The sequence below is a fragment of the Lysinibacillus sp. A4 genome, assembly GCF_024919535.1.
Classification (GTDB): Bacteria; Bacillota; Bacilli; order Bacillales_A; family Planococcaceae; genus Lysinibacillus; species Lysinibacillus capsici.
In genome coordinates this window covers 103140-125380 of sequence record NZ_JANWTB010000006.1, presented here as the reverse complement: position 1 = coordinate 125380, position 22241 = coordinate 103140, and the positions used below count along the sequence as shown (strand labels likewise).

26 protein-coding genes are annotated in these 22241 nt (G+C 37.7%); all 26 read left to right on the top strand.

Features of this window, described 5'->3' with window-relative positions; all coding sequences use genetic code 11:
- Window positions 1–5: 5 nt before the first annotated feature.
- Entirely contained in the window at window positions 6–1331 is a 1326-nt protein-coding gene (gene fliI, locus NY607_RS13720; protein ID WP_066037836.1) for a flagellar protein export ATPase FliI, read from the top strand.
- Entirely contained in the window at window positions 1332–1781 is a 450-nt protein-coding gene (gene fliJ, locus NY607_RS13715; RefSeq protein ID WP_131521902.1) for a flagellar export protein FliJ, read from the top strand.
- Window positions 1782–1785: 4 nt separating this feature from the next.
- Window positions 1786–2394, top strand: a complete 609-nt coding sequence (locus NY607_RS13710; protein ID WP_259419870.1) for a MotE family protein — start codon at window positions 1786–1788, stop codon at window positions 2392–2394.
- Between the two features lie 25 nt (window positions 2395–2419).
- Window positions 2420–3697, top strand: a complete 1278-nt coding sequence (locus tag NY607_RS13705; RefSeq protein WP_259419869.1) for a flagellar hook-length control protein FliK — start codon at window positions 2420–2422, stop codon at window positions 3695–3697.
- 2 nt (window positions 3698–3699) lie between these two features.
- Complete coding sequence (gene flgD / locus NY607_RS13700; RefSeq protein ID WP_131521900.1) at window positions 3700–4392, top strand: flagellar hook assembly protein FlgD; 693 nt, start codon at window positions 3700–3702, stop codon at window positions 4390–4392.
- 15 nt (window positions 4393–4407) lie between these two features.
- Window positions 4408–4776 (top strand): TIGR02530 family flagellar biosynthesis protein, encoded by a 369-nt coding sequence (locus NY607_RS13695; RefSeq protein ID WP_131521899.1) that lies wholly within the window; start codon window positions 4408–4410, stop codon window positions 4774–4776.
- An 86-nt stretch (window positions 4777–4862) separates the two neighbouring features.
- Window positions 4863–5804: a flagellar basal body rod protein FlgG gene (flgG, locus tag NY607_RS13690; RefSeq protein WP_131521898.1), complete on the top strand. Its 942-nt coding sequence runs from the start codon at window positions 4863–4865 to the stop codon at window positions 5802–5804.
- Between the two features lie 93 nt (window positions 5805–5897).
- On the top strand, window positions 5898–6119 hold the full coding sequence (locus NY607_RS13685; RefSeq protein ID WP_016994570.1) for a flagellar FlbD family protein: 222 nt from the start codon (window positions 5898–5900) through the stop codon (window positions 6117–6119).
- The gene (fliL, locus tag NY607_RS13680; RefSeq protein ID WP_237899668.1) at window positions 6109–6537 is read left to right on the top strand and encodes a flagellar basal body-associated protein FliL; all 429 of its coding nucleotides are present in this window, start codon (window positions 6109–6111) and stop codon (window positions 6535–6537) included. The genes NY607_RS13685 and fliL overlap by 11 nt, the downstream gene beginning before the upstream one ends.
- 31 nt (window positions 6538–6568) lie before the next feature.
- On the top strand, window positions 6569–7564 hold the full coding sequence (gene fliM / locus NY607_RS13675; protein WP_004269290.1) for a flagellar motor switch protein FliM: 996 nt from the start codon (window positions 6569–6571) through the stop codon (window positions 7562–7564).
- Window positions 7557–8780 (top strand): flagellar motor switch phosphatase FliY, encoded by a 1224-nt coding sequence (fliY, locus tag NY607_RS13670; RefSeq protein WP_131521896.1) that lies wholly within the window; start codon window positions 7557–7559, stop codon window positions 8778–8780. The genes fliM and fliY overlap by 8 nt, the downstream gene beginning before the upstream one ends.
- Window positions 8781–8801: 21 nt before the next feature.
- Window positions 8802–9164 carry a response regulator gene (locus NY607_RS13665; protein WP_004269288.1) on the top strand — a complete coding sequence of 121 codons (363 nt, stop codon included), beginning with the start codon at window positions 8802–8804 and terminating at the stop codon, window positions 9162–9164.
- Window positions 9165–9174: 10 nt separating this feature from the next.
- Entirely contained in the window at window positions 9175–9852 is a 678-nt protein-coding gene (locus NY607_RS13660; protein ID WP_004269287.1) for a flagellar biosynthetic protein FliO, read from the top strand.
- Window positions 9849–10514: a flagellar type III secretion system pore protein FliP gene (fliP, locus tag NY607_RS13655; RefSeq protein WP_048391597.1), complete on the top strand. Its 666-nt coding sequence runs from the start codon at window positions 9849–9851 to the stop codon at window positions 10512–10514. The genes NY607_RS13660 and fliP overlap by 4 nt, the downstream gene beginning before the upstream one ends.
- 13 nt (window positions 10515–10527) lie before the next feature.
- Window positions 10528–10797 carry a flagellar biosynthesis protein FliQ gene (gene fliQ, locus NY607_RS13650; protein WP_004269285.1) on the top strand — a complete coding sequence of 90 codons (270 nt, stop codon included), beginning with the start codon at window positions 10528–10530 and terminating at the stop codon, window positions 10795–10797.
- Window positions 10798–10801: 4 nt separating this feature from the next.
- Window positions 10802–11575, top strand: coding sequence for a flagellar biosynthetic protein FliR (gene fliR / locus NY607_RS13645; protein ID WP_004269284.1), 774 nt, complete (start codon window positions 10802–10804; stop codon window positions 11573–11575).
- Between the two features lies 1 nt (window position 11576).
- On the top strand, window positions 11577–12665 hold the full coding sequence (flhB, locus tag NY607_RS13640; RefSeq protein ID WP_048391594.1) for a flagellar biosynthesis protein FlhB: 1089 nt from the start codon (window positions 11577–11579) through the stop codon (window positions 12663–12665).
- A 23-nt stretch (window positions 12666–12688) separates the two neighbouring features.
- Window positions 12689–14719, top strand: coding sequence for a flagellar biosynthesis protein FlhA (gene flhA, locus NY607_RS13635; protein ID WP_131521895.1), 2031 nt, complete (start codon window positions 12689–12691; stop codon window positions 14717–14719).
- On the top strand, window positions 14719–15918 hold the full coding sequence (gene flhF, locus NY607_RS13630) for a flagellar biosynthesis GTPase FlhF (RefSeq protein WP_131521894.1): 1200 nt from the start codon (window positions 14719–14721) through the stop codon (window positions 15916–15918). Before flhA ends, flhF begins: the two co-directional genes overlap by 1 nt.
- Window positions 15915–16790 (top strand): MinD/ParA family protein, encoded by an 876-nt coding sequence (locus NY607_RS13625; RefSeq protein ID WP_259419868.1) that lies wholly within the window; start codon window positions 15915–15917, stop codon window positions 16788–16790. Before flhF ends, NY607_RS13625 begins: the two co-directional genes overlap by 4 nt.
- The gene (locus NY607_RS13620) at window positions 16791–17945 is read left to right on the top strand and encodes a protein-glutamate methylesterase/protein-glutamine glutaminase (protein WP_131521892.1); all 1155 of its coding nucleotides are present in this window, start codon (window positions 16791–16793) and stop codon (window positions 17943–17945) included.
- Window positions 17946–17960: 15 nt separating this feature from the next.
- On the top strand, window positions 17961–20036 hold the full coding sequence (locus NY607_RS13615; protein ID WP_131521891.1) for a chemotaxis protein CheA: 2076 nt from the start codon (window positions 17961–17963) through the stop codon (window positions 20034–20036).
- 27 nt (window positions 20037–20063) lie between these two features.
- Complete coding sequence (locus NY607_RS13610) at window positions 20064–20510, top strand: chemotaxis protein CheW (RefSeq protein WP_004269272.1); 447 nt, start codon at window positions 20064–20066, stop codon at window positions 20508–20510.
- 9 nt (window positions 20511–20519) lie between these two features.
- Window positions 20520–21152 (top strand): chemotaxis protein CheC, encoded by a 633-nt coding sequence (locus NY607_RS13605; protein WP_131521890.1) that lies wholly within the window; start codon window positions 20520–20522, stop codon window positions 21150–21152.
- A 1-nt stretch (window position 21153) separates the two neighbouring features.
- Complete coding sequence (locus NY607_RS13600; protein WP_004269269.1) at window positions 21154–21657, top strand: chemotaxis protein CheD; 504 nt, start codon at window positions 21154–21156, stop codon at window positions 21655–21657.
- Window positions 21657–22028, top strand: coding sequence for a hypothetical protein (locus NY607_RS13595; RefSeq protein ID WP_131521889.1), 372 nt, complete (start codon window positions 21657–21659; stop codon window positions 22026–22028). The genes NY607_RS13600 and NY607_RS13595 overlap by 1 nt, the downstream gene beginning before the upstream one ends.
- Window positions 22029–22241: the final 213 nt, after the last annotated feature.

Genomic DNA, 22241 nt, shown 5'->3' with positions numbered 1-22241 from the left:
TCTTGATGAAAGCGGCTCAATTAATTGAACAAATTCCGCATATCCCAACTTTTAAAAAGTTCGGTAGGGTTACTAGAGTTGTTGGCTTAATGATTGAGTCGCAAGGTCCAGATAGTTCTATAGGTGATGTCTGTAAAATTCATGTGGAAACTGTAAATCATGGACACCAGATTATTTTAGCAGAGGTCGTTGGCTTTAAAGATGAAATAGTCGTCTTGATGCCTTTTACCTCTTTACGTGAAATATCTATTGGCTGCCTTGTCGAAGGAACGGGAGCCCCACTGGAAGTAAAAGTGGGTCCTGAGTTAATCGGCAAAGTATTAGATTCTATGGGAAATCCAATTGATGGCACTCTATTACCTAAAGGTCTCATGACAGTCCCTACAGAGCAAGATCCACCAAACCCACTAACTCGTCCACCAATTAATGAAAGGCTTGAAGTGGGAGTCAAGGCAATTGACGGTATGCTAACAGTTGGAAATGGACAACGTGTTGGTATTTTCGCGGGTTCAGGGGTAGGTAAAAGTACTTTACTTGGTATGATCGCAAGAAATACACAAGCAGATTTGAATGTCATTGCGCTAATAGGTGAGCGTGGTCGTGAGGTTCGGGAATTCATCGAACGTGATTTGGGTGCTGAGGGCTTAAGTCGATCGATTGTTGTTGCAGCTACCTCTGATCAACCGGCATTAATGCGGATTAAAGGGGCATTTACAGCTACAGCAATCGCCGAATATTTTAGAAATCGAGGCTTAAATGTCATGCTGATGATGGATTCCGTGACACGTGTGGCTATGGCACAACGTGAAATTGGACTTGCCACAGGAGAACCACCAGCACAAAAAGGTTATACGCCTTCTGTTTTTGCGATATTGCCTAAATTACTAGAACGTACAGGCACTAATGAAAAGGGTTCTATAACAGCATTCTATACTGTTTTAGTAGATGGTGACGATATGAATGAGCCCATTGCGGATACTGTGCGAGGGATATTAGATGGTCATATTGTATTGGATCGAAATCTTGCCAACAAAGGGCAATATCCAGCCATAAACGTCTTGAAAAGTGTGAGTCGTTTGATGAATCATGTTGCAGAGCCAACTCATAAGAAAGCTGCTGAACGATTAAGAGAACTCTATTATACTTACGACAAATCAGAGGATTTGATCAATATTGGTGCTTATAAAAGAGGAACCTCTAAAGAAATTGATGAAGCAATTCATTATGAACCGCTCATTACTGCTTATCTTAAACAGGGTTACTTAGATAAAGTGACACTTGAAGAAAGTGTCAATGAGTTAATAACATTATCGAACGGTGGTGCGAAATAGATGGTCAGTTATGTGTATCGTTTTGAAAAAGTATTAACAATTCGCGAACAAGAAAAAAACGAAACCGAAATGGCTTATAAGGAATCTGTCCGTTCTTTTGAAGAAATAGCAACGAAATTATATGAATTGCTAAAAAAGAAAGAAGATTTAATTGCATTCCAGCAGGAGCGTTTAATGGTTGGTTCATCCATAAATGAAATCCATCATTATAGTCGTTTTATTGATAGTCTCGAAAAAACAATTGCAGATGTACAACAGAAAGTGATACAAGCTCGTGCAAAGATGAATTGGCACGAAGAAAAACTATTAGAAAAAAACTTGGAAGTACGTAAATTTGAAAAAATGAGAGAAAAGGATTTTAAGCATTTCCAACAAGAGCAAGATCGTATAGAAAGCCTTTTTTTAGATGAAATTTCATTACAAACGTATAACAAGAAAGAAATCAGGTGATTTCATGGCAAAGAAAGACAATCGATTAGCAACAGAGTTAGTAGAAGAGCAACCAAAGAAAAAATCTGGGGGCTTTCTTAAGTTTTTTACTTGGATTGTACTGCCGATTATGTTTGTAGTAGCGGTTTTGCTTGTTGTGGCAACTTTAATGAATACAAATGTCTTTGATTTAGGAAAAAAGGCAATTGGTAGTATACCTTTTATCCCCTCAGAAGAACAACAAGCAAAGGATGCTGTCGTTAATAACGACTCTAAAATAGTGAGTTTACAGGCAGAGGTACAAGAAAAAGAAGCAGAGATTACCCAGCTTCAAAAAAAATTAGATTCAACAATAACTGAAAAAGAGAAGCTGCTGACAGAAAAGGAACAGTTTCAATTTGAAATTGAAAAATTAAATCGTGAACAAGATGATGTGAAGCGTGACTTTAACGATATTTTATCAACATTTGATAAGATGTCGCCGAAAGCTGCGGCACCTGTCTTAATCAATATGAGTGATACAGAAGCACTGAGGATTTTAACGAATTTAAAGCCAGATAAATTAGCAGCTATTTTAGAGAAAATGGATGCAAAAGATGCAGCAAAATATACGGAGCTTATGGCTAAACAGTAGGATAATTGAAAGGAGGTGAAAAATAGTGGATGTAGCAATGATGCAAATGATTAATAAAACAGTACCTACTAAAACTGCAGCAACAAAGTCAACAACAGTTGGAAACGCTGAAGGAAAAATAGACAGTACACCGAAGAAAGAAAATTTATCAAATTTTGGTTCTGTTTTTGGGCAAGTATTAACTTCTTCAACCCAAACAACCCAAACAACCCAGTCAACACAGACGTTCTCAACAAATGAACTCGAGGATTTACAAGCGTTATTAAATGCTGACTCAATGGAGGAAGTACTAGATTTACTAGGGATTTCTCACGATGATGGCTTATTAATGCTTCAGCTTGGTGAAGACGGAAAAGCAGTGGCGATGGATGAAATGCTTAATTTAGACAATATATTAAACGCATTAGGCATTAATGAAGAGCAGCTGCAAAAAATAGTTCAACAGCTACTAGGAGAAGAAAAGGAAGCAAGTGATGTTTGGGAGCTCTTAACATTAGTAGATGCTCAAGCGCCGGTACTACAGGCGAATATAAGCACGGCTTTACAAGGTGAAGGTCATGTGACACCAAAAGAGGCATCACAACTTCTCCAAGTGTTGAAATTAGCGCAATTAGTAGGGCAAAAGACAGACTTAACAGCATCCCAAGAAGATCTGTTAACGACTGTGAAGAGCCTATTAACGTCATTACAAACGCAGGTAGGAACTTTGCAGGTAACAACAAAAACAACTGTTACATTGCCATTACAAGGCTTCCAGCAAGTAGTTCATCAAGTCCAAGTGATCAAACAAAGTGAAACAACTACAAATGACATGGTTACGCCACAAACTGTACAAACGAAACCAGACACATTCCATGTAACGTTACCAACGGCGAAGCCTGCTCAATCAGAAGCTTTACTAAAAGAAATGCAAGCTATTATCAATCGAGCACAGATTTCGAATGCTCAAGGTATTACACGTTTAACCATAAAATTGTATCCAGAAAATCTAGGGACGGTTCGTATTGAACTTGTACAAAATGATGGTGTCCTTACAGCCCGTTTGCTGGCTTCTACAGCTCATGGACGTGAATTACTTGATAGTCAAGCACACCAGCTAAAACAGGCATTTACTCAGCAAAATATACAAGTAGATCGCCTTGATATTGCACAATCTCTGCAAGATGCCGATCGTCAACAACGTGATCAAAGCTTCTTCAATAATTTCTTTAAACAACAGCAGGAAGAAGAACAGGATCAAAAAAGTGATGATGAAGATGAAGGAATGTCCTTTAGTGACTATTTAATAAGTGAGGAGGTGTAAAAATGGCAGATACAACTACGAAAGTGACAAATCCGGCTATAACTGATGATCTTTATTACTCAAATTATCAGAAGCCAGTGAAGCAAACAGGCAATAGTGAGCTTGGCAAAGATGCCTTTCTACAATTGTTAATTACACAATTACAGCATCAGGATCCAACGAATCCAATGGATGATCGAGAATTTATTTCTCAAATGGCGCAGTTCTCTTCTTTAGAGCAAATGCAAAATATGACAAAGGCAATGGAATCTTTACTAGCATCTCAGCAACAAACACAGATGATGAGTTATACAACTTTTATAGGCAAAGAAGTCAAATGGCATGAGATTACAGAGGGGAAAGATGAAAAAGGAAATCCTGTGGTTAATGAAGGAACAGGCGTAATTGAATCTCTTAAATTTGTAGATGGTAATGTTGTGTTCAAATTAGCTGATGGGAAAGAGATTGCTCCTGGTAATATATCTGGTATTTTAGGTGGAGCTAGCGACTCTAGTTCAAATGGCAATAATAATGTACCAGAATCTCCATTAGTGAAGGCTAGCCAATTGATTGGTAAAAATGTAACGTATAAAGACGGTGATCAAGAACTAAAAGGACGAATCGTCTCTGTTTCCAATAAAGATGGGGTCATTAATTACGTACTAGATAATGATAAAAGACTAACAGATAGAGATTTTACAGTGATTAGCGAATAAAGGTGGAGAAAAGTGATGGATAAATTTTCAATTCATCGTGTACCCTTGCATCCATCTATTCGTACCACACAACCTAAGCCAGTCAATACACAACAATCATTTAAAGCTCATTTACAGGAAGCTTCTAAACAAGAGCTAAAGGTGAGTAAGCATGCGAATGAACGTATTATTGAGCGTAAAATTAATATCACTGAACAAGAATGGCAGGTTGTATCGGATAAGGTATTTGAAGCACACTCAAAAGGTGTCAAACAACCATTAGTCTTGATGGATCAAGCAGCTTTAATTGTCAGTGCTAAAAACGCTACTGTCATTACAGCAATGGATCGCACGGAAGCAAAACAGCAGTTATTTACAAATATTGATGGCACGATTGTGCTTTAAAGGCTGGACCTTCTTACGTAAGGAAGCCTTGGTGATGCTGAGTGATAGAAGCTCACCTATATAAAACGAAGGGAGAACGAAAACATATGTTACGTTCTATGTATTCAGGTATTTCAGGTCTTAAAAACTTCCAAACAAAGCTAGATGTGATTGGTAATAATATTGCCAACGTGAACACTTATGGCTTTAAAAAAGGGCGAGTAATTTTCAAAGATTTAATGTCGCAAACACAGGCAGGTGCCTCTGGTCCGAGTTTGACAGCAGGTGGTACGAATCCTCAACAGGTAGGATTAGGTTCAAGCTTAGCAACAATTGATACTATTCATGGATCTGGATCACGCCAAACTACTGGTCGTGTTTTGGATATTGCTGTTGAGGGTGAAGGCTTCTTTATGGTTGCGAAATACAATCCAGATGGTGACGGAGAATCAGTTGCGGGAGAAAACTTTGACAGTGTAGCTTACACACGCGCTGGAAACTTCTATATGGATGAGCAAGGTTTCTTAGTAGATGCATCAGGGAACTATGTAGTTGGTATCCAAGGTTGGGAAGGAACAGCTGAAGACGATGTGGATTTACCACTTGTTGAAGATGCTGGCACGGCACTAGAATACGATTCGGAAGATTGGGACGAATTACAAACTGAAGTAACAGGGACCCGAATCCGAATCCCGACAGATGCACAATCAATGTCTATAAGTACGGATGGTAAAGTTACATTCGTAGATAGTGAAGGGCTTAAATTTGCTGGTCAAATTGTAATGGCTAAATTTCCGAATGCTGAAGGTTTAACAAAAGAAGGGAATAACTACTTCCAAGAAAGTGCAAACTCTGGAGCAGTTCAAATAGGTGTAGGTAATACATTTGGTATCGGTAAAGCTGTTTCAGGTGCTCTTGAAATGTCGAACGTAGACCTTTCAGAGGAATTTACTGAGATGATTGTGGCACAACGTGGTTTCCAAGCAAATACGCGTATCATCACAACATCTGATGAAATATTACAAGAGCTAGTAAACTTAAAACGATAATAATATAGTCCTTTCAAAACGGACGTTTTAACAAACATATTTTCATATGAGGGAGGGTCGGGCCGGCTCTCATGCTAGACCCGGCCCTAATTCATGATTGAACTAACACGTCTAAATGGCAAAGCATTTACATTAAATGCTTTATACATAGAAACAGTCGAATCATTTCCAGATACGACTATTACATTAACAACTGGAACAAAATTAATTGTTTTAGAGAGTGAAGAAGAGGTGCGACAAAAGGTAACTGCCTTTTATAACAATATACAAATACTATCCAACCCGCATCTACGAGGTGAAGAAGATGAAGAATAATAAAATGCTAACAATGATTATTATTTTACTAGTAGCAGTCATTTTGATTGGGGTTATTTTGTTTGTATTGCTTACGCAATTTAATAAACCCACAGGAGCTGTTGAGCCGTCCATTGATGAGATTGTAGAGGCAACAGTGGAGATACCAGAGATCACGACAAATCTTGCAGATAAAAGAGTTGTTCGCTTGTCATTGAAAATTCAAACGACAAGCAAGGAAGCGGGTGCAGAGTTAACAAAGCGCGTTTTCCAAGTGCAAAATATCGCCATTCAAGAGCTTTCTGAAATGGAGCAAAAGGACTTAGAAGGTAAGCAAGGGAAACAAATTTTCCAAAAATCATTAAAAACAAGATTAAATGAGTTGATGCAAGAGGGAGAAGTCCAGGAAGTATATTTTACCTCCTTCATTACTCAATAAAACAGAAACTGCTTGAATTGGAGGTGGGCAAATGGCAGGAGATGTGTTATCTCAATCTGAGATAGATGCGCTGCTTTCCGCTATATCGACAGGGGAAATGTCAGCGGATGACATAAAAAAAGAGGACGAGGGACGTAAGGTTAAAGTTTATGATTTTAAACGAGCACTTCGCTTCTCAAAAGATCAAATCCGAAGTTTGACCCGAATACATGAAAATTTCGCACGACTATTGACAACCTTTTTCTCTGCACAGCTTAGAAGCTATGTACAAATTACGGTTGCATCAGTAGACCAAATACCATTTGAAGAGTTTGTTCGTTCCATTCCAAATATGACACTCATTAATGTATTTGAAGTGCCACCATTAGATGGTAATATATTGATGGAAATTAATCCTAATATTGCCTATTCGATGTTAGATCGCCTAATGGGCGGTAGTGGGGCAAGTCATAGTAATGTAGATAACCTAACGGAAATAGAAACAAAAATTATGACAAACCTTTTTGAACGCTCATTCGACAATTTACGCGAAGCATGGGAAAATGTTGCGGAAATTGATCCAATATTAGTGGAACTTGAAGTAAATCCACAATTTTTACAAATGATTTCACCTAATGAAACGGTTGTCGTAATTTCGTTAAATACGATAATTGGTGAGACAAGCGGTATGATTAATATTTGTATTCCACATGTTGTATTGGAGCCAATTGTTCCAAATCTTTCGGTTCGCTATTGGATGCAAACCAATACGAAAGAGATGTCACCAGAGCAAACAAAAATGCTTGAAACACGTGTGAAACAAGCCCAATTACCACTTTCAGTTGAATTAGGATTAACGGACATCACTATTGAAGATTTCCTAACAATGCAAGTTGGAGATGTCATACAGTTAGATCAAAAAATTGAAGCGCCATTATTACTAAAAGTAGGTACATTGCCAAAGTTCACTGTTCAACCAGGTAAAAAAGGCAAAAAATTAGCAATCCAGATTATCGACCCTTTGAAAGGAGGAGACGAAGATGAGTGATGAAATGCTCTCCCAAGAAGAAATTGAAGCGCTATTAAGGGGCGAGACGTTGGGAGATAAAAACAACGACACTGATGCTTCAACAAATGAAGAAATAAATGAGATACGAGTGGAGGATTACCTTGATTCGTTTGCACAAGATGCATTAGGAGAGGTAGGCAATATATCCTTTGGTAGCTCTGCCACAGCTCTTTCAGCGTTATTGGGTCAAAAAGTAGATATTACAACTCCAAGTATTTCAATGATTAATCGTAATAAATTAGAAGAGGAATTTCCTCATCCATATGTAGCTGTACAAGTTGAATATACAATTGGTTTGACAGGTATGAATTTACTTGTTATTAAACAATCTGATGCAGCAATTATCGCAGATTTAATGTTAGGTGGCGATGGATTAAATCCTAAGCCAGACTTAGGTGAAATTCAGCTAAGTGCTGTTCAAGAGGCTATGAATCAAATGATGGGCTCAGCTGCTACATCTATGTCGACGGTCTTCAACAAAAAAGTAGATATTTCTCCACCGACAATTGATTTAATGAACATCTCGCAAGATGAAGGTCGAGAAAATATCCCAGAAGACGATTTGCTGGTGAAAGTTTCATTTAGATTAAGAATTGGTAATTTAATTGATTCGAATTTAATGCAATTATTACCGCTTAAATTTAGTCAAAATATTGTAAAATCATTATTAGGTGAAACAGGAGTGTTTGAGGAACCGGTGGCAGCAACTATTGCACCTGAGGCTCCACCAGTTACACCACCGCCTGTTCAACAGCAAATACCTGTAGCACCACCATCTGAACAACCAGTTTATCAACAGCAGTCAGCACCGATGCAGCAACCGATTTATCAGGAGCCACAACAATTTGCACAACCAGCAAGACCTGCACAACCTGTAAATGTGCAACAAGCGCAGTTTGCTAGCTTCGATACAAATGTAATCTCTCAATCCGAAGCTAGAAATTTAAATATGCTACTTGATATTCCATTGCAAGTTACTGTAGAGTTAGGACGTACGAAACGTTCTGTTAAAGAGATTTTAGAACTATCAAGTGGTTCAATTATTGAACTGGATAAATTAGCGGGAGAACCGGTTGATATTTTAGTCAATAATCGTTTAATTGCTAAAGGGGAAGTCGTTGTTATTGACGAAAACTTTGGTGTCCGTATTACAGATGTTTTAAGTCAAGCAGAGCGTTTAAATAATTTAAGATAGTTTCAATTGGAGGAGTTAACCATGTCTAAAAGAATTTTGATTGTAGACGACGCTGCATTTATGCGCATGATGATCAAGGATATTTTATCAAAAAATGGATTTGAAGTTGTTGGAGAGGCAGCAGATGGTTTACAAGCTGTCGAAAAGTACAATGAACTAAAACCGGATTTAGTAACAATGGATATCACAATGCCAGAGATGGACGGTATTGCAGCTCTTAAAGCTATTAAGGGAACAGATCCAAGTGCAACTGTAATTATGTGTTCAGCAATGGGGCAACAAGCAATGGTAATCGATGCGATTCAAGCTGGTGCTAAAGACTTTATCGTAAAACCTTTCCAAGCAGATCGTGTAATTGAAGCGATTCAAAAAGCGCTAGGATGATTGCATGAAAATGTTAAAATCATTTCGTTTAACGATGATTTTCGCATTTCTTGTATCCTTCCTGTTTTTGTACCCGACACCGACTTCTGTCTATGCAGACGCTGATACAAATAGTGTCACGGATTGTATTAAAGACCCAGAAGCTTGTAATGGAGATACGACTGATCCAGCTGCTAAACAAGAAACAACTGTAACAGCAGCTGGAGATATATCTGCATGGGAATACATAAAAATGGTTTTGGCGCTTATTTTTGTTGTAGCTTTATTTTATGGATTGATGAAGTTTTTAAATAAACGAAATTTAAACTTCCAACGTAATCAAATGGTACAAAATTTAGGCGGTTTATCGTTAGGTGCGCAAAAGTCAGTTCAGCTTTTACAGGTAGGTAAAACATTGTATTTAGTTGGGGTCGGAGAAGACGTTCAGCTTTTACGAGAAATTACAGACCCTGAAGAAGTTGAAGCTCTTTTAGCCCTATATAACGAAAGGCAAGAATTTGCAGCAACATCACCGTATATTGCAGAAGTATTTTCTAAGTTTAAGAGAAAAGATAGCGCGAAGGTGCAAAATGAGCAGCAAAAGCAAGATTCATTTGGCAATCTATTCGAAAAAAAGCTATCAGAAATAAAACAGGAGCGTAGTGATGAGATAGAGAGATGGAAGCAGAAGGAGAAGGATGGTAAATGAATGATTTAATCAATATTTTTTCCAACAGCGATCCAACGAATGTCTCTACATCTGTAAAGCTCTTACTTTTACTAACAGTTTTATCACTTGCACCAAGTATTTTAATTTTAATGACATCCTTTGCTCGTATAGTCATAGTCTTATCCTTTGTGCGTACAGCATTGGCAACACAGCAAATGCCACCAAATCAAGTGATCATTGGGCTGGCACTATTTTTAACATTTTTTATCATGGCACCAACCTTTCAAGAGGTCAATAAAGAGGCATTACAACCATTGTTTGCTGAAGAAATTGGTATAGAAGAAGCCTATGACCGTGCTAGTGTGCCATTTAAAGAGTTTATGAGTAAGCATACTAGGCAAAAAGATCTTGATTTGTTTTTAACATATAATCAAGCAGAAAAACCAGCATCAGTGGAGGAAATCCCACTGACTATGCTTGTACCTGCCTTTGCTTTAAGTGAAATTAAAACAGCATTTCAAATTGGTTTTATGATTTTTATTCCATTCCTAGTGATCGATATGATTGTCGCGAGTACATTAATGTCGATGGGGATGATGATGTTACCGCCAGTAATGATTTCATTGCCATTTAAAATTTTATTATTTGTACTGGTTGATGGCTGGTATCTCGTTATGAAATCGTTACTACAAAGTTTTTAGGGGATGATACAGTATGACAGGTGAGTTGGTTATTTCCATTGCAGAGCGTGCTATAATGATTATCCTTCTAACAAGCGGTCCGCTACTATTAGTTGCTTTAATCTCGGGTTTAGCGGTAAGTATCTTTCAAGCCACAACTTCGATACAAGAGCAAACGTTAGCATTTGTACCAAAAATTATTGCTGTCTTAGTGGCCATCGTATTCTTTGGCCCTTGGATGCTATCTCAAGTTACAAGCTATGCGAGAGACATATTCGAGAATTTAACGCGATATATAGGGTGAGTACATGAATGAATTAATTCCGCATTTAACGGTTTTCTTATTAGTACTTGTACGTGTCTCAGCCTTTTTTGCTACGGTTCCTTTTTTTTCCTATAGAACCATTCCACCTCAAGTCAAAATTACTCTCGCACTGGTTTTAGCTTGGATGATGTACTATACAATTGATGTTGAGCCATTTGCATTCAATGATGATTACATATTATTAGTGATGAAAGAAGCACTAGTTGGACTATTACTCGGTCTAATGGGCTATATCATCATGTCCGCAATTCAAATTGCAGGAAGCTTTATCGATTTTCAAATGGGTTTTGCCATTGCCAATATAATTGACCCGCAAACAGGTGCTCAAAGTCCATTAATCGGTCAGTTTTTTAATATGCTAGCACTGCTTTTATTGTTAGCGATTGATGGCCATCATATGATTCTTAATGGAATCTACTACAGCTATCAATTTTTCCCGATGGATCAATTCCCAAGTTTTATGAACGAAAACTTTCCTCAATTTATTATCACAACTTTCACAGCAGTTTTTGCCATAGCATTCCAGATGGCTGCTCCTGTTGTAGCGACCTTATTCTTGGTCGATTTAGCTTTAGGGATCACTGCAAAAACAGTACCGCAATTAAATATATTTGTTGTCGGTTTTCCTATTAAAATTGGTGTTAGTTTTTTAGTGTTATTTACAATGATGGCCGTTATGATTCAAGTTATTCAAAAGCTTATTACGATAATGATTTATGGGATGCGTGATTTAATGGCCATTTTAGGTGGTGGATAATATGAGACTACTACTGAATTTAGAGCTACAATTTTTTGCGGGTGAAAAAACAGAAAAGGCAACCCCTAAGAAACGACAGGATGCTCGGAAAAAAGGGCAAGTTGTCAAGAGTCAAGATATTTCAAGTGCCATTGTAATGTTAATGGTATTTATCTTTTTGTTTTTCTTTGCTGGCTCTTTGCGTGACGAGCTATTAGCTTTTTTCAGGCAAACCTTTATTCATAACATACGCATCGAATCACTGACTATTGATAGTGTGATGCACCTATTTACAGAAACTTTGATTCAAATGGCTTTTATCATTGTGCCCATTATGGCAATTGCATTTGTCGGAGCACTTGCAGGTAACTTTTTGCAATTTGGTTTTCTTTTTACGTTAGAGCCAATGAAATTTGATTTGAAAAAGATGGACCCTATTAAAGGGTTAAAAAAGATATTTTCTGTCAAAGCCATTGTGGAGTTAATAAAGTCTGTTTTAAAGATTGGTTTTATCGGAAGTGTTACAACTATTATTATTTGGTCAAACTTACCAGAAGTTTTGGCGTTATCGTTTAAAAGTCCATGGATGACTCTCATTACGGTAGGGAAGCTTGTTGGTATTATGGGTATAGCAGCTTCTTTAGTATTACTTTGTGTATCCGTTTTAGACTGGATGTATCAAAAACATGAGTATGAAAAAAATCTTAAAATGTCTAAGCAAGATATTAAAGATGAATATAAAAATAGTGAGGGTGACCCTCTAATCAAATCAAAAATCAAACAACGCCAACGTGAGATGGCGATGAGACGTATGATGTCAGAGGTTCCGAGTGCGGATGTAGTTATTACCAACCCTACTCACTATGCAATTGCCCTCAAATATAATGAGGACAGTATGGATGCTCCTCGTGTTATTGCCAAGGGGACAGACTTTATTGCTCAAAAAATTAAACTGATCGCCAAAGAACATGATGTAATAATGGTTGAAAATCGACCTTTAGCACGAGCTATGTATGACCAGGTAGAAATAGGCGATCAGGTACCAGAAGAATTTTTCAAAGCAGTAGCAGAGATACTCGCTTATGTTTACCGAATTAAGCGAAAAATTTAAGGCTTTTTGTAGGAGGGACACAAATGAAAGTTCGCGATATTGGGGTTTTAGGTGCGGTTATTTTAATCGTTGCGATGCTCATCATCCCTCTTCCTCCGTGGATGTTAAGTTTTTTAATTGTCATTAATATTACATTAGGATTAATTGTACTGCTCACAGCAATGAGTATGAAAGAAGCATTGGATTTTTCCATTTTTCCTTCGGTGATTTTACTACTGACTTTGTTCCGATTAGGACTAAGTGTTTCCACAACTCGTGCCATCTTAGCAAATGGAGATGCAGGTTCGGTCGTTGAAACTTTTGGTGATTTCGTAGTTGGAGGAAATATACTTGTTGGTTTAGTCGTCTTCTTAATTTTAGTGTTAATTCAGTTTATTGTAATTACAAAAGGTGCAGAACGAGTAGCAGAAGTAGCGGCACGTTTCACACTTGATGCGATGCCAGGTAAACAAATGAGTATTGATGCTGACTTAAATGCGGGGATTATTTCCGAAAAAGAAGCGCGCGAGCGACGTGAAAAAGTTGCAGGAGAAGCTGACTTTTACGGTGCAATGGATGGTGCCACGAAATTTGTAAAAGGGGATGCCATCGCTTCAATGGTAATGGTTATTATCAATCTATTATTTGGTATCATCATTGGCGTTGTACAAATGGGGCTTCCATTTGCAGAAGCGGCAACTCATTTTTCGAAACTAACAGTTGGGGACGGTATTGTATCCCAAATTCCTGCCTTGCTTATTTCGACTGCTACAGGGATTGTCGTAACACGAGCCTCTTCTAAAGGGAGTCTTGGTCAAGACATTACAGGCCAATTATTTGCTCAAGCTAAGCTGCTTTATGTAGCAGGAGGTACCATTGTATTACTAGGGCTATTTACGCCAATACCAAACTGGGTAACGCTGCCAATAGGCCTTTCGTTAATTGCGGGAGCTTATATGATGGAACGTAAGAAGCCAGAGGATGAAGAAGAATTACAGGAGATTGAAGAAGAAGTGGCTACTGACGGCATGAAGAGTCCTGAGAATGTTGTGAATTTATTAAATGTGGACCCAATTGAATTCGAATTTGGTTATGGATTAATTCCCTTAGTAGATGCCGCTCAAGGTGGGGATTTATTAGACCGTGTTATCATGATTCGTCGACAGCTTGCCTTGGAGTTAGGTATCGTGATTCCAGTAGTCCGTATTCGAGACAATATTCAGCTTCAACCAAATGAATATCGAATTAAAATAAAGGGGAATGAAATGGCACGAGGAGAACTTTTACTAGATCATTATTTAGCGATGAGTCCTGGCGACGATGATTCTATTGAAGGTATTGATACTGTCGAGCCATCATTTGGATTACCAGCTAAGTGGATTACAGAGCAAGTAAAAGAGGACGCGGAAATGTACGGTTACACAGTTGTGGACCCACCGAGTGTGGTGTCAACACATTTAACAGAAATAATTAGAGCAAATGCTCATGAGTTATTAGGCCGTCAAGAGACAAAGCAGTTAATCGATCATTTACGCGAATCCCATCCAATTTTAGTAGAAGAATTGACACCTGCACCTTTATCTACTGGAGAAATTCAAAAGGTACTGGGTAAGCTTCTTCGAGAGAATGTATCAGTGCGTAACTTGCCAATTATTTTTGAGACGCTTGCAGACTATGCAAAATTAACGAGTGATACAGATATCTTAGCTGAATATGTACGTCAAGCATTGGCTCGTCAAATTACAGCACAGTATGTTGGGGATAGTTCAGTATTAAAGGTGATTACGGTTTCTGGTAAAGTAGAAAAAATGATCGCTGATAGTATCCAACAAACGGATCACGGAAATTATTTAGCGATGGATCCACAAGATTCTCAAACAGTATTAGAAACTATTGCAGCGGAAGTAGAGCGTGTTTCGTTTATGGAGCAATCAGCTATTATATTATGCTCTCCAGCAGTTCGAATGTATTTACGTCAACTAACGGAGCGTTATTTCCCACAAATTCCGGTTCTATCCTATAATGAATTGGATGCTTCGGTTGAAATTCAAAGTGTTGGGGTGGTGAATGTTTAATGAAAATGAAAAAGTATTATGCATCATCCATACCAGAGGCGATGAAGCAAGTGCGAGCAGAATTAGGTGAGGACGCAGTCATATTAAATTCAAAAGTCGTCATCACAAAGAAATTTTTTGGCATGATAAAAAAGAAAAGTTTTGAAGTGGTTGCGGGTATTGATGCAATGGAGCCACAACAAGTGGCTTCAGTACCAACACCACCAGCTGGACTGCCAGTAGTAAAAAAAGAAAATGCAAGGTTACAAGAGATTACAAATGCTATTCAAGCAAAAATACATCAGGAGCCACCCCTTGGTGTAGCAGCAGTACATGAGGACGCTAGCATGTCAGAAGAATTGAGAAAAGAAATTGCTGATTTAAAATCATTAATGCAATCGATGCATAAAAAGACTACCCAAGCTCAATATCCCGATGAACTCTTACCCTTCATTGAATACTTAAGACAGCAAGAGCTAAGTGAAGAGCTCATCACAACGATAGGTGATGAGCTTTTTATGCATTTTAAAGAAGCATCCGAAATAAATTTCTCGCAATGTAAATTGATAGCAAAAAATTTACTACGTAAGAAGCTAGAAGTACTTCCCATCGGAGGATTATCCTACGAAAGAAAATATATAAACATTTTAGGACCAACAGGGGTTGGAAAGACTACAACCATTGCCAAAATGGCAGCTAGAGCTGTGTTAGAAAAAAAGAAAAAGATTGGCTTTATTACGACAGATACTTATCGGATTGCGGCAATAGAGCAGCTCAAAACATATGCTGGTCTCTTACAAGCTCCTGTTGAAATTGCTTACAATGCAACAGATTTTGAACAAGCAATCCAGAGATTATCACATTTAGATTTGGTTTTTATTGATACAGCTGGTCGAAATTATAAAGAAGTCAAGTATGTTGATGATCTCCAACGTCTCATAAAATTCGATGATCATGCAGAATCTTATTTAGTGCTTGCAATGACAACGAAAGAAAGGGATATGGAGAATATTGTAGATCAATTTAAGCAATTACCAATTGAAAAATTCATTTTTACAAAAATTGATGAAACAAATTCTATTGGCACAATGATCAATTTAATGATTAAATATAATAAAGGACTTGCTTACTATACGAATGGTCAAGAAGTACCAGAAGATATTGAAGAAGCTGATTTAGAAGCAGTACTTAATTTGTTTTTTCAAGGTGAAGAAAAATGAGAGACCAAGCTGAAGCATTACGCTTAAAAATGATGAAACAGCAAGGCGAACTAGGTAGAGCGATTGCAGTTGTAAGTGGCAAAGGTGGAGTAGGTAAAAGTAACTTCACAATGAACTTTGCCATGACTTTGGCCCAAAAGGGAAAAAGAGTTGTCATTGTAGATATGGATATTGGGATGGGGAATATCCATATCTTAATTGGGAAAAATGCTTCTTATAGTTTAAAAGATTACTTAGAAGGAAATAAGCTACTAGATGAGGTAATATTTGAAGGGCCTTATGATTTAAGGTATATTTCAGGTGGGTCAGGTATGACGAGCGTGCTTGATTGGTCTCATAGTATGTTTGAACGACTTATTCAAGCATTTGAAGAACTTCAAAAAAACTATGATTATATTTTATTTGATATGGGCGCTGGTGCTACTAATTGGTCGTTAGATTTACTCACATCCATTGATGAAATTATCGTCATTTCAACAGCGGAACCTACTTCTATTACAGATGCGTATTCCATGATGAAATATATTCATGTTCGAGATCCAGATAAGCAGTTTTATATTCTCTGTAACCGCGCTTTCAGTAAAGAAGAAGGAATAGAAACGAATGAACGTTTGCAGTTAACAATGAAACGTTTTTTAGACAAAGAAACGATCATTCTTGGTTCATTACCTGAAGACCCTGTTGTGCGTAAGGCAGTGCGCGAGCAAGTGCCATTCTCACTTGCTTATCCAGAAGCATTAATATCAAAGACAATGCAACTTATAGTCGTTCGTTTTATGGAGCAACGTGCGGAGGAAATACATGCACATGATCAAACAACGAAAAAATTTTTAACGAAACTTAGAAGTATTTTCTCGAAAGGGCGTGATTAATTGGACTTTTTGCATAAAAGCAAGCTTTTAGTTGTGGATGATTCTGCTTTTATGAGAAAGCTAATTAGTGACTTTTTTGTTGGCAACTCGAAGGTGGAAGTAGTTGGAACAGCTCGAAATGGAAAAGATGCGATCAAAAAGATACAATCGTTGAAGCCAAACGTTGTAACAATGGATATTGAGATGCCTGAAATGAACGGGCTCGATGCTTTAAAAGAAATTATGATACAATGTCCAGTTCCTGTAGTAATGCTCTCAAGTACCACTCAACGTGGGACAGACAATGCAATTGCAGCAATTGAGAGCGGGGCAGTCGATTTTGTTGCCAAGCCTAGCGGGACCATCTCCCTTGATTTACATAAAATTCAAAATGAACTTGTGCACAAAGTGGAACAAGCTGCAACGGTGCCAGTTTCCAAATTGAAAAAACCTTCTGGAAGTAAACGACAACACGAACAAGTGACAAGGGTGAGTACCGTAATAAAGGAACCACAACAGCATGGACGAACAAATACGTCTACTAATGTTGTTTCTACTAAGGTAGCCGTAACTAAACCAATGGTAGAATGGAGTAAAATAGGAAAGAAGATTGTGTTAATTGGCACATCAACAGGAGGACCTCGCGCGCTTCAGGAGGTTGTTACTAAAATTCCTAAGTCTATTCAAGCTCCAATATTAATTGTTCAGCATATGCCTGCTGGATTTACTAAATCGCTTGCTAATCGACTTGATCAGCTAAGTGAAATTTCTGTTAAAGAAGCTGAACAGGGCGATATTTTGCAAAATGGAGTGGCTTATATTGCACCAGGTGGATATCATTTAAAACTTAGAAAAGTAGGGACAACTTTTGGCATTGTTCTTGATAATCAAGAAGCACCAAGATCTGGCCACCGACCTTCTGTAGATGTCATGTTCGAAGATGTTAGTCAATATAAAGATTTTGATAAAGTAGCAGTGATTATGACAGGTATGGGCCATGATGGCTCTAATGGTCTAAAAGCATTAAAACATACTGGCAATGTCATTGCTATTGCAGAATCAGCAGAAACTTGCATTGTATATGGTATGCCAAAAGCAGCAGTAGAAACGCAACTTGTTGATGAAGTTGCAGATGTAGATGATATTGCACAAACAATAATGAAATATTTGCCTTAAAAGGGGTGTCCTCTTATGGAAGTCAATCAATATTTAGAGATGTTTATTGAAGAAAGTAAAGAACATTTACAAGCGTGTAGTGAACATTTATTAGAATTAGAAAAAAATCCAGATGATTTGGCAATTGTTGGGGAAATATTCCGCTCTGCACACACATTAAAAGGTATGTCTGCCACAATGGGCTTCGAAGATTTAGCAGATTTAACCCATAAAATGGAGAATGTTTTAGATGCCATCCGTAATGAGAAGATTCATGTAACACCTGAAATTTTAGATGTTGTATTTGAATCTGTTGATCATTTAGAAGAAATGGTGATGGATATTGCGAATGGTGGAGATGGTAAGCGTGATGTTTCCTCAACTGTCGCACAACTAAAGCGTATAGAACTAGGCGAGGAAGCAGCAATACCAGAGGTGGTAGCAACGGTTGCTGCACCGGTTGTTGAAAGTGTATTAGAATATGATTCGTTTGAACAAACAGTCATTACACAATCGGCTGAACAAGGCTTTAATGCTTTTGAAATTTTAGTAACATTACGTGACGATTGCCTTCTTAAGGCAGCACGTGTATTTATGGTGTTTGAGATTTTGGAAAAAGATGGGGATGTCATTAAATCAAGTCCATCTGTTGAAAAGTTAGAAGATGAACAGTTTGATCAACAATTTTATGTAGCTTTTGTCACAAAAACAACAGCTGAGGATATGCAGAAAAAGCTAATGAAAGTTTCTGAAGTTGATGAGGTTATAGTGACTACAATTGACCAACGGAAATTTAGTGAAAAAGTATTTGAAGCGCAACAAGAAGTAGCAGCAACTGCAACAGCAGTGGCTGAGGTAGCTGCTATACCAACAAGTACGCCTGCTGCTAAAGCCGAGCCTATTGCAAAACCTGCTAAAGAGGCTACACCTTCCAAGGCTGACAAAAATCATGCACCAGTAGGTAATAAAACAATTCGTGTAAATATTGAACGTCTAGATATTTTAATGAACTTGTTTGAAGAGCTTGTCATTGATCGTGGAAGACTGCAATCTATCTCTACTGAAGTAAATCATGGCGAACTAAATGAAACAGTAGAGCGTATGAGTCGTGTGATGGGTGATTTGCAAACTATTATTTTAACAATGCGAATGGTACCTGTAGAAACAGTGTTCAATCGTTTCCCGAAAATGATTCGTCAGCTATCACGTGATTTAAATAAGAAAATCAACCTTGAAATTATTGGTGCTGAAACCGAACTAGATCGCACAGTAATTGATGAAATTGGAGATCCGCTTGTTCACTTGATTCGTAATTCTGTGGATCATGGCATTGAGAATCCAACTGCTCGTCGTGCAAAAGGCAAGCCTGAAGAAGGAACGGTCGTATTGCGTGCCTATCATAGCGGAAACTACGTCTTTATTGAAATTGAAGACGATGGCGCGGGCATAAATAGAGAAAAAGTGTTAGCGAAAGCTATTTCAAAAGGTATTGTTACACAAGAACAATCCTATTCAATGTCTGATAAACAAATTAATGAGCTTATTCTAGCTTCAGGCTTCTCAACTGCAGATGTTATTTCAGATGTATCTGGTCGTGGAGTAGGTTTAGATGTTGTAAAAACAACGATTGAATCACTAGGTGGCAATATTTCAATTGAATCAACACAGGATGTTGGATCCATCTTCTCGATTCAATTACCACTGACATTATCAATTATTTCAGTTATGCTTGTTGAGATTGAAAAGGAAATTTATGCTATTCCACTATCTTCTATTATCGAAACATCTATTATCCGTTCATCAGAGATTATGAATGCGCATAATCAAAAAGTAATCGACTTCCGTGGCAAAGTTGTGCCGTTGGTATTCTTAGAGGAAATCTTTGAGGTACCTCGTCAAGAGCATCAAGATGAAGAATTCCACTCAGTGGTGATTGTCCGTAAGGGTGAAAAACTTGCTGGTTTAGTGGTGGATTCATTCATTGGCCAACAAGAGATTGTCTTGAAGTCTTTAGGAAATTACTTAACAAATATCTTTGCCATTTCAGGAGCAACAATCTTAGGCAATGGTAAAGTAGCCTTAATTGTAGATTGCAACGCACTAATTAAATAAGGTGAATGAATAAGAGAGGTGTAAAGTATGACAAATGCAGTGGAGCAAGAAAGTATTAAAGTAATAGTATTTCAGTTAGCAGATAAAGAATATGCAATTCCTGTGTCCCATGTTCAAGGAATTGAGAAATTAATGCATATTACACGTGTACCGAAAACAGCGAAATATGTAAAAGGTGTAATTAATCTACGAGGTGTTGTCACACCAATTGTGGATTTACGTGAACGTTTTGAATTACCTATTTCTGAACATGAGGAAACAACACGCATTATTATTATTTCATTAGAAGATATGGAAGTAGGCTTTGTAGTGGATTCTGCTAACGACGTTATTGATATTCCTGCAAGTGCTATTGAACCCCAACCAGAAGTCGTTGGCTCACTTGAAGAAGAATTTATTTCAGGCGTTGCTAAAGTAGAGAAGCGATTATTAATCTTATTACATTTAGAAAAAGTATTAAATCCACTAAAGTAGGGATCGATAATGACATTTAATCAAAAAATTACATCACTACATTTAGATGTATTAAAGGAGATTGGAAACATCGGTGCTGCGCATGCCGCGACAGCACTTTCCAATTTACTTGGGAAAAAAATTGATATGCGTGTGCCAAAGGTAGAGATGGTGTCCTTTAACGATATGATGGAGTTGGCTGGCGGATCAGAAAACGTAGTTGTTGGCATTTTCCTTCGTATTGAAGGTGATGCAGAGGGAAGTATGTTCTTTATTTTACCGATCGAACAAGCAAACCGCTTTATACGCCGACTTATTTTTGATGATTCTTTTGACTTTAAAAAACGACCTGTTTCAGAGTTAGGTTTATCAGCCATGCAAGAGATGGGTAATATTTTATCGGGCTCCTATTTATCTGCCTTATCGGATTTTACTAATTTGAAAATTTATCCAACTGTGCCAGGTCTAAGTGTTGATATGTTTGGAGCTATAATAAGCATTGGATTAATAGAATTATCTCATGTCAGTGATAATGTTATTGTTATAAATACATCCATTTTTGAAGAAGGTGTGGAAGACCATGAAACGGTGAGGGGCCATTTCTTCCTACTACCAGACCCTGACTCGTTTGATGCAATTTTTAAAGCATTAGGGGTTTCGTGATATGTTAACCAATAGTAGTGGACAAGTGATTAAAGTGGGAATTGCACAAATGGATGTAGTAAAGCTGCCTAACACGATTCGAACTTCTGGTCTTGGTTCATGTGTTGGTGTTATTTTGTATGATGAGTCAAAAAAAATTGCTGGTTTAATCCATGTGATGTTACCAGATTCAAGTTTAGGAAGAGCTGAGTCAATCAATGTCGCGAAATTTGCAGATTCAGGGATTGCTGCAATGATTGATTTACTAAAGTTAGAAGGCGTTCAAAAATTTAAACTCAAGGCAAAAATTGCAGGGGGTGCGCAGATGTTCCAATTTACTTCAGACAAAGATACAATGCGTATTGGTCCCCGCAATGTAGAAGCTGTCAAAAATGAATTAAAGAGGCAGGGCATCCCTTTAGTAGCCGAGGATACTGGTGGAAATAGTGGTAGAACGATTGAATTTAATCCTGCAACGTCGATATTACATATCCGAACAGTTAACCAGGGAGTGAGTGAAATCTAATGTTTGGTTCTATATTTTACAACCTATGGGGAGCATTAATTGCCTTTTCTATTTATTTTTTTAGTACATTTCAAAAACCATTTACGCCTCTGCGAATCCTGATAGGCTCTTTTATTGTAGCAATCATCGCATTTTTTGTAATGTTTATTGTACGTTTTCTAATTGCTTACATCTTGTTTACACCAGAGGAAGATGAGGAAGCGGTTGAAGGCGATATAGAAGAAAAGGAACTTGAATCAATAGAAGGCGTAAAACAAGAAGTGCCAATAGCTAATTCTACGGTTGAATTTCAAGATGAAAATTCAGAGGAAATTGCACAAGTAGTAAGAACGATGATGAGTCGAGAAGAAGATCAACAAGTAAATGCGTAACAGTAAGAGTCGTGAATAACGACTCTTTTTTATTTTGCTTTGGAGTATGTAGCATATGAAAAAACTTAAGTGAAATTAATTATTTTTATATAGCCATAACTTTAGGCTAGGAGATGTTTCACACTCTGAGGCAGAAGAAATGGCGAGCATCTTACGTGATGCAGGTATTACGATCGTGACGAGTGTCCCCCCTACGTAGAAAGTTTCCCCCTG